Here is a 13,164-nt window from a genome sequence, read left to right as displayed (position 1 = left end):
GGAGGGGGGCTCTGCTTAATATCATTTGCAGAAAAACAAACCGAGACGTCGAGAGAAAAAGATGGGTTTCTGGAGAGGCATTATTGGTAGTATAGCGTTAGCGTGGCGATTTGATTATGTCTGGACTCGGCTTCTCACCGGCCTGGCCGGCGCCCTCTGCGCCGCCTTTCCACTCGATTCTACCCCTAGACCAGATCCTGCCGCCGTCTATTACCAGAAGTGTGCCGTTGGGCAACAACTTGAACTCGACTCGCCTGGCCTCACCCCCTTTCATGACTATTTCCTTAATTATGGCAATGGGCCTCCCACCCTCTAGCAACACGGCGGAGCCGTTTGGCAACAGCCTTATCTCAGCCTTCTTAACCCCCTCCTTTAGATTCAGCGCAACTGTGTGTACACTGCCCTGGGGATCTACCATCTTCACAACCCCGTTCTCATATGTGTACGTCACTTTAAACGCGCCGGCGCTCAGGGCGACGGCCATCACCGCGGCCGCCAATGCGGCGAGGAGCGCCGCCAGCTTGACCGTTTTGGATCTCTTTTCCACGCCCGCCGCTGTGCCGGGATATATAGGCCTTGCATACTCCAAGTCTACAACAGCAGCGGAGATACAACGTAAAACGCGGCGGGAAGAGTTGGGCTAGAGGTGGTGTGAGACATAGCAACGGCGTTGTAAGTCCTTGGCGGTAAACCACATGTAGAGCCAGCGGCGACCCGCTGTAAAACACCTATAAAGAAAAGATCAGCCTCTACTACACATCGGCTGAAGTGCCGTAAAAACAAAGCCTACAACCTTTTAGCCACTGGGTCCCGGACTCCGCGGAAAATCTCCTACTAAATAGCTCTCAGCTAGCCATGGGTGTTTCCCAGTCTAGCCAAAGCGGCGCGGAAGGGCGGCGGTATTAGATTTCCAGGAGGCGCTCTATGTTAGCTATCTCAACTATTGCCGCAGAAAAGTGCCGCGCCTCTTCGCATTAGAGGTTAACACAAGAGGCGGCACGTCAGTATTGCCTTATGTATCGGATCAAACCCAACGGGGCTTGAGGCGTCGTAATAGTCGCATCCAACTGTTGAAGCGGCTAGGGGGGTTAACGCCCCCGCGGGACCCTTATTTCGGCTTAACCAACTTCTTCTTGACAACGTAGACAGCGGCGGAGATGGCCGTCGCCATTGCCGCGGCCTCCAGCGCCGCTAGGCGCCACGGTATGTCGACGCCGACAGGTTTAAGGGCGCCGGTCTTAAAGAATATCACTACGGAGCCGTTGGGGCATATCCCCAGCTCCTTGACGCTTCTCTCTGTAAGTGCTCTTAGGAGGTGCGTTTCGTTAGGCGGTGCTATTAAAACTAGGTAGAGCCCCTCCCTGGCGCCTATGCCAGTGACGACGTCAATGGGATTCACATCTACTCCCACTTCTCTATACGCTTGGAATATAGCCTCTTTAAGCCTAGCGAGCTTCTTCCTGACCGACTCAGGATCCAGCCCCACCACATAAGGCGATGGAGCCGGTGCCTCTTTTATGTTTATAATCACTAGCAGTTTATCTTTATACGCCTTAAATACGCTGTCAAGATCGCCTCTCACCTTGGCATATTGGCTGAGGCCTCTGCGGGGGTCTGTGAAGGCCTCCACGCTTATGAAGCCCTGCCACACGTTGATGTAGACGCCCCCAACGTCTAGACCTGCGGCCTTAAGCGTCTTACTTACGGCGTCGGCGAGCGAAACCGTCCTATTTACCCACCTGCTTGATTTTGAGAGCCTCTCCGCGATAGACTTATTTACAAGAGGGCCGCAACAGTAGTAGAAATCTAGGTATCCGCTGTAGTTGGCAGATCTAAGCTCCTCAGCTATAATAGGCCACGTCCCGTATTGAAACTCCCTCCGCCACCTCTCTGTGAAATTGTAAAACTCGGCGAGCTCTCTCTGCGTGCGGCTCCACATATCTACAACCTTCGGGTCGTGGCCACGTACTACGTAGTAGACACATCCGTTTAGCTCAACTCCCACCGCCGGGAGTTCGTAAACAGAGTACACCACAGTGAGGTTGCCAAACTCTACAACTTGGCCGTGATACACCTCTACGGCCGTTAAAACCGCAGCCGCCAGCAGTAGGAGAATCAGCAACCTAGTTGCCATACCTACCAAGACCGTAGAATCTATTTACATATCTGGTCTCGCAATCTTCACCCCCGAAAACAGCGGATCTTGACATAGACAATTGTGTTAACGCAACCACCAGCACAATAGCCGCCAACGCAACCGCCGGATCTCGGTACCTTCATGAAACGCCGCTGTGCCGGGCCATATAAACCTTGTCTACTCCAAGTCTACAACAGCTGCGGAGATACAACGTAAAACACGACGAATTGGACGGGGCGGTAGGTGCTACCCCGTCTAGACCCGCGGCGCGGTGCTCTCTCACATTCATCCAGCGGCGCCGGCAGCCGCAACCGCGGCCCGGCGTGGTCGATTCACGACGCCGGCGTCATCCCAGGCGCGTAGCTAGAAGACCTCCACCCGAACGCCGCCGACGGCGGCTTCGCCGTGGACTGGCGGGGCCTCGTGGGGGGCGTGGGTGTGCGATAGGTGCGCGGCTCAGCGGCTTGGGCCTAGCCACCTGGGGAGCCCGCCGCGTGTCTCTTTGAAAAACTCCTCGAACCAGTCGGGGGTTCTGAACTCGTTGACGACGTCGAGGTGGTCGTAGGGCTTTATGTCCAGCACGGGGCTCCCGCTCCACGCGTCGAGGCCTAGGACTCTGAGCCTGGGCGGGTCCACCTCCACGATCTTGACTATGGAGAGGGCGATGGGGTTGGGCCTCTGCGTGAAGCGCGTCGCGAATATGCCCACCTCGGGGAAGTCCTCCCGACCCCAGGGCCTCAGCCTCAGCCTGACGCCCGGCGTTTCGTGGAAGAGCCATATTATGAAGGCGTGGCTGTACTCCTCCAGCCCCCCAAGCCCCTCCACATACTCGTCGAAAATCCTAATCACAGACACGAAGTCGTACTTATCCACCCGCCCCAGCCGCGGGAGGCCCACCTCCACAACCCCCACAGGCCTTAGGCAGATTGGACACGACACGTCGCCTGTAGGCCGTGGGTATTTAAGTCAACCTCCGGCGCCCCCCCCCCCGCCACGTCCTCCAGACACCGCCGCCTCGGCCCCCTCAAGCCCTTAGAGCCCCTCAACCTCCACCACTAGGCCAGGGCAAGGCGGCGGTGCTACACGACGGCCCAGGAGCTCAAAGCCAGAGAAACCGCCGCCGTCAACCTTGCCGCCCTAGTCACCAAGGCGAGGGCCTACGGGAAGATAGAGCTGAGGGAGTGGGACCCCCACTTCACAGCCCCCATCTTCGGCGAACCCCCAGCAGGAGATGCGGCCATCTGCGGCACCCCACCCCTCGAGCTCGCCAGCGACGCCCGGCCCCACCCCAGGCGAAGCCAGAGCTGGCTGGGTGGCGGAATACGTCATATAGATGTCAAAGGATAAACCTGGACGAAGCCCACCATATCAAAATGGGCGGACACAAGCCTACGGGAGGCTCAAGCCAAAGAGATAGCCGCAGAGCAGAACTGAAGCCCATCGTTTCAAAGAAGTCTGTAGGGGGTAGACACAAACGATTTCACACACCGTAGATGAAATGGGAAGCCAGAGCCCCGGCCGGGATTCGAACCCGGGACCTCCTCACTAGGCGGCTGACCGCCATTACCAGTGAGGCGCTCCACCAGGCTGAGCTACCGGGGCTGGGTAGAAAAAGGCAGTGATTTTTAAAAATTTTGTCCCCCCGCCATGCACACGCCGCCGGTCTCCACTACCGCGGCCAGGCACCAATTAGCCCTCTCCACAACGCCGGGTGGCGCTACAGCCGACCCGACAGGTTAGCGTCTTGCGTCCGCCGGCAGGAGGCTTCTCTGGCAGTACCGCTCTAGAACCTGCACAGCGGTCAGGTACTTCAGCGTGGACCAGTCAGCGGATATCCACCGCAGAGACCTGGTGGCACGCCCTCGCGGGGGTAGGACGCCGCCCCATGGCTCACCTGGGCGCCTCCTCCAGGCGGTCCATGAAGCGAGCAGACACACGACAGGGGTCCCCTTTGAACTTCGGCCAAGCAACGGGGGCTGTCCACAGCTACGCTATTCTGGGATAAGTAGGATTGCCGAACTCCCCGCCGCACTTCCTACAGCGCGCGACTTTGTAGCCCGCCTTGGGAATTTCCCGCTCTTCTGAGAGCCGAGAGGGACAAACCAGAAGGGAGAAGGCCAGAAATAAGCAATCCGCAAGGTTCTGATGCAGGCAGAGTTAATGGCCAACTGCGACAAGGAGGGCTTTAGATACGCCACGAGGGGCTTGTGGTGAGTGACAGGTCGGTGTACCACGGAGGCCGTCGAGATAGCGGTCGGTAGGTCCCTCGTAGGCGTGGCCACCGCCCCTCTCGCCGCCGACGGGAACGAGGCCAAGGGCTTAGACGGCGTCTACGTCCAGCTAACCGGCAGAAGCCCGCGGAGAGGAAGCCCAAATTCCACAGCTGATAACGGAAGAGCTGGAGCACTTCAGACGCCGGCCGCGGCTCGGCGCGGTTGAGAATTAGCGAAAGGTTTATCTGGCGGCGCTGGGTCTTTTAGAGTGTCCAGCGATGTGGAGGTCTCGGTGGAGGATCTGAAGCTGGAGGGCGGATCGCCCTCCGCCCACCTAGTCGTCAAGGCGGGCGGCTCCGCGGTCAGGTTCCGCCTGGGCATTAGGGTTGGGGAGAAGCTTGAGCTGGTCTTCGGCCCCTCCACTAGGGAGAGGGCTGAGGAGGCGGCGCGCGTCCTTAGGGCGCTGGGGGTGGAGGCCGAGCCGCGCCAGCACGGGGGCAGGTGGAGGGTGTACGTGACCACAAACGCCATAGCCTCAGCCCACAAGGCGCTGAGAGAAGCCGTAGCCCGCGCAGTGGAAGCCGCCGCAGAAAGGGGGGCGGTGGAGAAGGAGGTGGCGGAGGGCTGGCTGAGGAAGCTCAGGTCGCCCAGCCCGCCCGGTTGGCCGGACTTCTCGGTGCGGGTGGACAAGGGCGAGCTACGCGTTGAGCACAACACCCGCAGAAGGGAGCGGATGGAGGAGGTTGTTGCCAAGCTGAGGGCCCTGGGTCTCGCCGAGGGGGCAGACTACAGGAGGTACTCCGGGAGGAACATGGAGCGCCTCCGGATCACGCCAGACGGCGTCAGAAGGTTGGCCTATATAGCAAAACACGCCGAGGATCCAAGGGCGAGGGAGGAGGCGGCCGCGCTGTTGACGCACCTCATAGAGAGGGCCAGCGACGATAGGGCGAGGGAAAGGCTGAAGAAGCTGGTTGAGGGGGCATGATCGAGCTGCCGAGACCCATCGTGGACAAGCTGCTCATGGCGTATAGGGCGAACAACTACCTAGGCGTAGAGGCCATGGGCCTCCCAATACCGCCGGTGACGTTAGAATACCCCCTCTTCCGGCTGGACGGAGAGCTGCCGGAAGATGTGTACAGCGTACTCGACCACGTCGGGCTCTCGGCAGATGTGTACTACGGTAGCCGCGTAGGATACATACCCTCAATCGACTTGGATCCTCTCAAATTGTTTATCTCTCACCCGACGCCCAGCCTATATATAGAATCCTCGGAGCTACGCGTTGATCCAAGGAGCGGCATGTACATCGGCCCGGTGAGGGCGCTCAAGGTAGATACAAATCCGCCGGCCCCTAAGTGGCCCGGGCTGAAGCTGATACACGACTACATCGAGTACGAGGACGTCCTCGATTACGTGGAGCTCTCGAGCCTGCTCCTCCTCTACAACGAGCGTATGCCGGACGGCAACATGTACTTCTACACATGGGCGTACAACGCGGTCACTCTCCTGTCTCTCTTCGACAATCCGGAGGCTGGGGATCTGCTGAGGGAGCGGACGCCGGAGCTGGCGCCCGTGTGGGACAGGCTGGAGGAGCTGGCCAGGGAGACCCGGGTGGAGTACTCGGAGGAGGACATGAGGTTCTTCGAAGCGGCGGGGGTCGGGGTAGAGGGCGCCGCGTTCGAGTTCGGGCCCGTCATAACGCCCAAGGGGAGGATCTCCATACCAGACGCGATAGTCAAAGCACTGTACAAAAAGCTCAAGGGAGAGGGGATAGACACCGACGCGGGTATGGACTTTGGAATGAGGTTCGGCTGCGCGGCCGGCCTAGGCTACGTGATATTTGACGAGATGTCCGACACCGTGGATGAGTGTATAGATAAGCCGAGGCTAAAGAAGGCGTACCGCAAGTGGCGGTGGGAGTTTTTTGAGAAATGGGATTATATTGCGGAGTTGACTCTCCTTCTGCCGGGCTCCTACTGCGTCTGTATGTTGGGCGAGGATCCTGAGGTCCCGGAGGATGAGTGGCCGGCCTCCCTTGCTAAGTCCGTCGAGTTCGCCGTTAGGCGCTACAGGCCTGGGGAGAGGGTGGGCGAGTGTATGTGTTTTGACGCCTCCTGCAGAGGGGCCGAGCTGGACCTTAGGAGGTTGGAGGAGCTTCTCGACGTTTATCTAGGGCGTCTCCACCGCGCCATATGGAGGGGTTTGGCCGTGGTGGAGAGGGGGGTCAAGGCGTGGGAGAAGTCCGGCATGCTCAAGGCAACGACCGAGGAGGAGCTCAGGTGGATCGCCGATAAGATATACGGCAACATCCCCGGGTTACCTTAGGAGGTTGTATGTACCGTGGTGGGCGGGGGTCTAGACCTTGTTAAGCCGTATAGATGGCGTTGTGATGGCCTCCTCGCCGCGCGGAGTTGTGACCATTCCGGCGGAGCTGACACGTTGTTTTATACTATAAAGGTAGTGGGGCCGCCGGGATTTGAACCCGGGATCACCGGCGCGCTGGCAACTACGGGGTTTGTCCCCAGGCCGGCATCCTAGCCAGGCTAGACTACGGCCCCTGTGGGTCTGTTGGGGCGTGTTTATTAACTTTTGGGTTGTTTTTGGTGTGAGGGTTGCTCTTGTCCAGATGCCTAGGGTTGGGCTTGGGGAGGGGGTTCGCTGGCTTCTGGAGCGGCTGCCTAGGGCTGATGTGGTGGTTTTGCCGGAGTATTGGCTTGGGAGATCTGTGCTGGATGGGGATGGCTTGCGGGGGCTTGTGGGGGCTTTTGTGGATGTGGCTTCTGCTGTGGGTGGGGTTGTCGTGGCGGGTGGGGTGGCGGTGGCTGTTGGGTCGTCTGTGAGGGGGGTTTGTCCGGTGGTGGGGCGGGAGGGGCTTTTGACATGGGGTGAGAAGATCTTCCCGTCGGCTGCGACGGGGGAGAGGGGGTGGCTGTCTGCCGGCTCTAGGCTTGCGCTTTTTGCCGTCTCGGGGTGGGCTGTGGGGTGTTTGGTCTGCGTAGATCTCGTGATATCCGGAGCTGGTGCGGAGGCTTGCGTTGGCTGGGGCTGAGCTGGTTGTGAACCCGGCGAGCATCCCGGCCGACAGGAGGGGGCTGTGGGGGGCTGTGGGGCTTGTGCGCGCCTTTGAGAACTCGATCTACGTCGCCTCTGCGGTGGGGACGGGGTTTGTGTACGCCGACGGCAGGCCTGTGGCTGGGGGGTCTTACGTGGCTTCTCCCAACGGCGGCTTTAGGGGCTTTGGTTCAGAGGCTGGGGTTTATGTGGCCGAGCTGGACCGGGGGGAGGTCATTGCGGCTAGGGCTAGGAGGAGGTATTTAGACGATGTAAAGGCCATGGGTGGCGTTGATTTAGTCGGCCTATAGGCCATTGCACCTAGGCCCGCCGCCGACAGCTGCCGACTGCTCGCGGGTGCCTCCTCGGCCGTCGGCGTGATGAAGAAAACCGCCTCAATCCCCAGCCCTTGCCCCCGAGAGCGACGCCCCTGGTGGGTGGAGAGGCGGCTAAAAAGGCGGGAGAGGGGGGGGGGAGCGGGTGGGTTTACCGCGTCAGCTTCACGTATCCGAGATCTAGCTTAACGTAGTCAATAGGCGAGTAGCCGTAGGACGTGCAGTATCCATCAGGTGAACAGCCCGCGCCCCCGAATAGTATCCCCAGCGCGTGGACAGAGTCGTCGTAGAGCCAGTAGTCTGGCGGTTGGCCGGCCGGGACAACCCCGGGATGAAGGCGGGCGCCCCACTATCCCCCTTCGCCGCTATAACGCTAGTCGAATTCACCAGACATCCATAGTACCACGCGCCAGTTTCTTCTACCCGCGCAGGACCACAGCCCTGTAATCTGCCCCACGTAACCCCAGTCTTAAAGCCGCTTTTTCCAACTCCCCAGCCCTCCTTTTGGCCGCTGCTGGGTATTTCTCCCGTTACGTAGAATGTCTCTCGTTGGATCGCTACCGTAGGACCATACGGCGTAGGAGGGGTAGTTGCCCGGGTACAGCTGAATCAAGGCGGAGTCGCTATAGACGCCGCCCTCCCTAACTACCTTACCCAGCTTTATCCACCCATTCGTCGGGTGGTAATACTGCACCTCTACGTTAAGCGCTACGCAGTGGTCGGCCGTGATGGCGACGGGGTTTCCGGAGGCGTCAACCCCAGTAAACCCGAGGGAGCAAGACCCCGTTGTCTTAACCTCGTCGCTGTAGCTATAAATCTGGCGACCGCTGTAAATTAGTCAGACAACAGCACAAAACCGGGGAATTTTTCTAGGACCACTGCGTCTTTTGGGATTCCCAGCTCGTCTAGGGCTTTGGCTATCTCTTTGACGACCGCTTGGCTTGTGCAGTCTGGGTTTATGCCCACGACGATCTGGTTAGTTGCTTGGTCTACCATGAGCATAGTGACGACGTATTTTCCGCATATCTGCTTCAGCCTATCCTCAAGCCCCTCCTTAACCCTGTGAAACAGCGCGTCTGCCCACTGGCTTAGCTGTCTGTATGTGTATTTGCCCTTGAGGATGACGAGCTCTGTGCCGTATCGGCTGGCGAGATCCTCCACGGCTCTTCTTATCTTCTCTCCGCAGGCTCTGTCTGTCACCACGATGTATATCCTCGCCGCGTCTACAAACATCCCCCCATAGCACCTCTCGTAAACCTCCCTACCCGCCGTGTCGTTGTGAAACCACTCCCTAAGCCTCTCGTCAATCTGAAACTCGCCTCTCGCAGGGCCGGGAGCCCTAACCGGCCTCTCCAGGATACGCCTAACCACGTCGTCCACCTCTATGTTCATCTTCTTAGGCAGTCTACCCTCCATATACCAGAAGGGGTCGTTACCCCCGATGGTCAGCCCCTCGACCGCCGCGTCTTGTGTATATTGTTGGCTGTCTGAGGCGCTCTGCGCGGGCTGCGCTTTGCTGTCCGAGCCGGCGGCCGCCGCGATGTATACCGCCAGTGCCAGCGCCAGCGCCGCCGCAACCACCGCCACGCCCAACCTCATGGCGATGGCCGAGACCAGGCTTTTTATACTTGATGTACCGCCAGTACATACCTTGAGCGGCTGGTGGCGGTTTGGGTGGGGGCGTGTCGTCTTTCTCGGCGTTTTTCCTTTTGCGTCTCTTGGCGCTTTCCTGCCTGTGTTCTTGTGGTTGTTGTGGGTGGTATTTTCGCCGGCGTGCCGCCTTATGTCCTTGTCGATTGTTGCTTTGGGGGGTTCGCGGTGGCGGTGCCGCTTTCCGCCTCTAACGGGGGGTGGCTTCTGATGTCCTTCGCGTGCTTGGCTGGCGTCGTTGAGGCCATGGTGCACCGCCGGCTATTCGTCGGTAGATGTGGAGGCGTGTCTGGCGGCGCGTAGGGGGGGTGGGTGGAGGTGGGGGAGGGTGGATTGGTTTGACTTCGTGTCTGTGGTTGGGGTGTTTGACGAGTTTGTGGGTGGTGGGGGTTGAGGCGTGCATCCGCGCCTTTATCCTCTGGCATTCCGCGAGGCGGGGGGCCGCGTCTTAGGCCGTGGGGGAGGGGGGTCTTCCCGAGGTGGGGGGGGTATGCCACGCGGTTTCCGTAGCGCCCCGTGCTTGCGATTGTGGATATGGTGGGCCCGCCCGGAGGGTGCTTGGGCTAGACGCGTGGAGGGGGGGGGGGTGGGAGCCCCGTCTTGGATGTAAGGCCCTGCCTGGACGTTGACGGGTTCGAGGCGCCGGATTGGGTGGGGGGGGTTCTTCTGTGGGTCTGCGGGTGGGTTCTCCCGCTGGGGGCCGTAGGTAGGAGGGTGGTGGTAGCCCGGCCGGGATTCGAACCCGGGCCACGGGTTGTGGGTGCCGGCGGCACTGTCCAGAGCCCCGCATCCCAAGCCGGGTTGTCCTTTGGCCGCTAGACGACCGGGCTCGTCTGTTTCTTTGGTGTGGGTTTTAAACTTTTTGCCGCTATTGCCAGCCGGTGCCTGGCTTGAGGACGGCGGCGGCGGGTATCCTGGCGCCTCGTGGGATGAGTGCCCCGAGTTTGTAGTACCTGGCGCCTCTTACCTCCACGGGCTCTAGCCTTTCTCTGCCTTCCCTTAGGACGGACATGGTGATGGCGTTTGGCTCCACCACCGCCTCTTCGCCGACTACGCTGTATGAGATGAAGGAGGCGCGGCCGACCGTGGCTCTCTGGCCTATTAGGCTGTGGCTTATCTCGGCGGCGCTTCCAACGACGGCCTCCTCCTCTATATAGGCGTAGTTGCGGACTAGGGAGTGGCTCCCCACGAAGGCCCTCTTTCCTATGTAGGCAGGGCCTTTCACCACCGCGTAGTGGTCCACCTCGGCTTGTTCCTCCACGACCACCGGCCCTTGGAGGACGGCAGTGGGGCTTACCCTGGCGCCCTCGGCTATGTAGGTGTGGCGGGGGGCTACGTGTTCGAGGAGGGGTAGGAGGTCCTCGGGGTAGTTTACGTCGTGCCACACGCCGCCCCAGGGCGCCACGGCTATCTTCTTGTTTTTCGCCGCCTCGTTTAAGGCCTCGTAGAAGCCGGCTTGGGCGGCGGCTTTGGCCACGTCGCGTGGGAGGAGGGCGGCGCCTGCGTAGATCCACTGGCTTTCTCCCCCTATCTTGGCCAGGAGGCCTCCCGGCTTTGTCTCCACTGCGCCGTAGCCCTTGGTGGTTTTTCTGGGGACGGCCAAGATGGCGCCGTCTGCTCCTGCGGATATCGCGCTCTCCACTAGCGTTCTGAAGGCGGCTGGGTCCACGTACACGTCGCCGTATGCCAGGAGGATGTGGGTCTCGGCGCCTAGGTGGGATTCGGCGGCGGCTATGGCCTGCTCTATGCCCTGGCCTTTCTCCTCGACGTATATGTAGGGCCCCCGCTCGGGGTGGGGGGTCACTACGTACACTCTGCCGAAGGTGGCGGCGAGGGGGTCCGCGGCGTATTGGTAGAGCCTGCGGCCTCCCACCCTCACGTAGGTCTTGGGGAGGGGGCCCGTCAGTTTTTCGAAGGGGCCGGGCCTCCCGCCCGCCAGCACCACTGGGGCGATCTTCATCACTCCACGGTGACGGTTTTTGCGAGGTTTCTCGGCTTGTCGGGGTCGTAGCCCCTCTCCACCGCGGTGAAGTAGGCCAGGAGCTGCAGGGGGATGACGTGGAGTATGGGGGCCGCCAGCTCTCCGGACTCGGGGACCTCTATGGCGTAGTCCAGCCTCTTCGCGATGTCGCTTCTGGCGGGCACCGTCCCTATGGTGTAGGCCCCCCTGGCCTTCATCTCTGCGACGTTGCTTAGGGTCTTCTCCCTCGTGTTTGGGTCGGAGAAGACGAAGAGGACTGGGAAGCCGTCCTCCACGAGGGCTATGGGGCCGTGTTTGGACTCGCCTGCGGGGTAGGCCTCGGCGTGTATGTAGGCCACCTCCTTGAGCTTGAGCGCCCCCTCCATGGCGACGGGGACGGCGGAGCCTCTGCCGAGGTAGTAGGCGCTGGGCTTGGCCTTGAGCCTCCTGGCTAGGTCCTTGGCGGCTCCCGCCGTGTTCTCCACGGCCTTCCTGGCTAGGTCGGGGAGCGCCTTTATCTCGCGCTCCATGGGGGCTGTGTCGTAGCCCAGGGCTTTGAGCATTGCGGCGTAGATGGCCGAGAGGGTGGCCACCTGGGTGGTGAAGGTCTTGGTGGCGGCTACGCCTATCTCCGGCCCCGCCCTGGTGTAGACCACGACGTCGCTTTCCCTAGTTATCGTGCTTCCGACGACGTTGGTGACGGAGAGCACCCTGACCCCCCTCTCCCTCATGGCTCTCACGGCCTTTATCGTGTCTATGGTCTCGCCGGATTGGGATATGGCCACGGCCGCGTCTCCCTTGTCGAAGAGGGGCTCGTAGGCGGCGTATTCCGAGGCCACGACGGGCACCGGCGTCGCCTTTATCCTCAGGAGGAGCTGGGCGAAGACCAGCCCGGCGTGTAGCGACGAGCCGGCCCCCACCACGTATATGTTTCTCGCCGATAGGAGGGAGGCGGCGGCGGCCTCTAGCCCCTCCAGGCCCGCCACCGTGGTGGCCAGAGACTCCGGCTGCTCGTATATCTCCTTGAGCATGAAGTGGGCGTAGCCGCCCTTCGTCGCCATCTCCGCGCTCCAGGGGATCTCCTCCACGCGGCTGGACGCGTCCTGCGGCACGCCGTCTGCCTCTATGTAAACCTGGTGGGGGGTTATATAGCCGTACTCCCCGTCTCTCACCGCGATCACCCTCCTCGTGTGGTCGAGGACGGTGGGTATATCGCTGGCGACTATGTTGAAGCCGTCTCCTACGCCGATTATGAGGGGGGACAGGTTCCTGGCGAAGTATATCGCCTTGGGGTTCTCCGCATCTATCAAGGCCACGGCGTAGGCCCCCCTCACCCTCGAGAGGGCTTTCTTAAACGCGGCGAAGGTGTCGAGGCCCTGCCTCTTGTACTCCTCGACTAGGTGGGCGATGACCTCCGTGTCTGTCTCGGAGCGGAAGACGTGGCCCCTGGCGGCGAGCTCCTCCCTCAGCTCTGCGTAGTTTTCCACAATGCCGTTGTGCACCACCGCGATTACGCCGCGGCAGTCGGTGTGGGGGTGGGCGTTGGCCTGGTCGGGCTTGCCGTGGGTGGCCCAGCGGGTGTGGGCCAGCCCAGCCACCCCCTGTATGGAGTCGAAGCCGTATCTCGCGGCCACCTCGGCCACCTTGCCGGCGTCTTTCCTCACCACGAGCCCCCGGTCCACCACGGCTATGCCGGCTGAGTCGTACCCCCTGTATTCAAGACGCTCGAGGGCCTTCCTGAGGACCTCGCCGAGGTTCCTCCTCGGCCTATCGGCGTATACTATGCCGAAGATGCCGCACACAGCTTCCTCGGGGTCC

At 61.0% G+C, this 13,164-nt stretch carries 10 protein-coding genes and 3 tRNA genes; 4 read left to right on the top strand and 9 right to left on the bottom strand.

The annotated features are described in order from the left end of the window. Positions 1-97: 97 nt before the first annotated feature. The 4 genes from TNEU_RS08615 to TNEU_RS08600 all read right to left on the bottom strand — a co-directional run bounded on the left by TNEU_RS08615 (position 98) and on the right by TNEU_RS08600 (position 3,739). Positions 98-547: a hypothetical protein gene (locus TNEU_RS08615; protein ID WP_012351041.1), complete on the bottom strand. Its 450-nt coding sequence runs from the start codon at positions 545-547 to the stop codon at positions 98-100. A gap of 561 nt (positions 548-1,108) precedes the next feature. After that, positions 1,109-2,134, bottom strand: coding sequence for a hypothetical protein (locus TNEU_RS08610; RefSeq protein WP_012351040.1), 1,026 nt, complete (start codon positions 2,132-2,134; stop codon positions 1,109-1,111). Positions 2,135-2,593: 459 nt separating this feature from the next. After that, complete coding sequence (gene tsaA / locus TNEU_RS08605) at positions 2,594-3,076, bottom strand: tRNA (N6-threonylcarbamoyladenosine(37)-N6)-methyltransferase TrmO (protein ID WP_012351039.1); 483 nt, start codon at positions 3,074-3,076, stop codon at positions 2,594-2,596. Between the two features lie 571 nt (positions 3,077-3,647). After that, positions 3,648-3,739: transfer RNA gene (locus TNEU_RS08600), tRNA-Thr, on the bottom strand. A gap of 879 nt (positions 3,740-4,618) precedes the next feature. On the opposite strand from TNEU_RS08600, the gene TNEU_RS08595 reads away from it, so the two are divergent. Further along, entirely contained in the window at positions 4,619-5,335 is a 717-nt protein-coding gene (locus TNEU_RS08595; protein ID WP_012351038.1) for a PaRep2b protein, read from the top strand. Then, a complete protein-coding gene (locus TNEU_RS08590) occupies positions 5,332-6,675 on the top strand; it encodes a hypothetical protein (protein ID WP_012351037.1) in 1,344 nt (447 codons plus the stop codon). Before TNEU_RS08595 ends, TNEU_RS08590 begins: the two co-directional genes overlap by 4 nt. Before the next feature lie 136 nt (positions 6,676-6,811). Here the strand turns inward: TNEU_RS08590 and TNEU_RS08585 are convergent. Further along, positions 6,812-6,908: transfer RNA gene (locus tag TNEU_RS08585), tRNA-Pro, on the bottom strand. Between the two features lie 47 nt (positions 6,909-6,955). On the opposite strand from TNEU_RS08585, the gene TNEU_RS10520 reads away from it, so the two are divergent. Both TNEU_RS10520 and TNEU_RS10515 read left to right on the top strand, forming a co-directional pair. Continuing rightward, entirely contained in the window at positions 6,956-7,399 is a 444-nt protein-coding gene (locus TNEU_RS10520) for a carbon-nitrogen hydrolase family protein (RefSeq protein WP_342606866.1), read from the top strand. Then, entirely contained in the window at positions 7,371-7,712 is a 342-nt protein-coding gene (locus tag TNEU_RS10515; protein ID WP_342606865.1) for a carbon-nitrogen hydrolase family protein, read from the top strand. The genes TNEU_RS10520 and TNEU_RS10515 overlap by 29 nt, the downstream gene beginning before the upstream one ends. Positions 7,713-8,570: 858 nt before the next feature. Here TNEU_RS10515 and TNEU_RS08575 read toward each other — a convergent pair. The 4 genes from TNEU_RS08575 to glmS form a co-directional block, all read right to left on the bottom strand. Next, entirely contained in the window at positions 8,571-9,335 is a 765-nt protein-coding gene (locus TNEU_RS08575; protein ID WP_148682430.1) for a TM1812 family CRISPR-associated protein, read from the bottom strand. 769 nt (positions 9,336-10,104) lie between these two features. Beyond that, positions 10,105-10,216 (bottom strand) — tRNA-Gln (locus tag TNEU_RS08565). Between the two features lie 38 nt (positions 10,217-10,254). Further along, the gene (locus TNEU_RS08560; protein WP_012351035.1) at positions 10,255-11,346 is read right to left on the bottom strand and encodes a nucleotidyltransferase family protein; all 1,092 of its coding nucleotides are present in this window, start codon (positions 11,344-11,346) and stop codon (positions 10,255-10,257) included. Beyond that, positions 11,346-13,148, bottom strand: coding sequence for a glutamine--fructose-6-phosphate transaminase (isomerizing) (gene glmS, locus TNEU_RS08555; RefSeq protein ID WP_012351034.1), 1,803 nt, complete (start codon positions 13,146-13,148; stop codon positions 11,346-11,348). The genes TNEU_RS08560 and glmS overlap by 1 nt, the downstream gene beginning before the upstream one ends. Between the last annotated feature and the right edge of the window lie 16 nt (positions 13,149-13,164).

Source organism: Pyrobaculum neutrophilum V24Sta (genome assembly GCF_000019805.1).
GTDB classification, from domain to species: domain Archaea; phylum Thermoproteota; class Thermoprotei; order Thermoproteales; family Thermoproteaceae; genus Pyrobaculum; species Pyrobaculum neutrophilum.
Note: the sequence above shows the minus strand (reverse complement) of the source record. Positions and strands in the feature narration are given on the sequence as shown.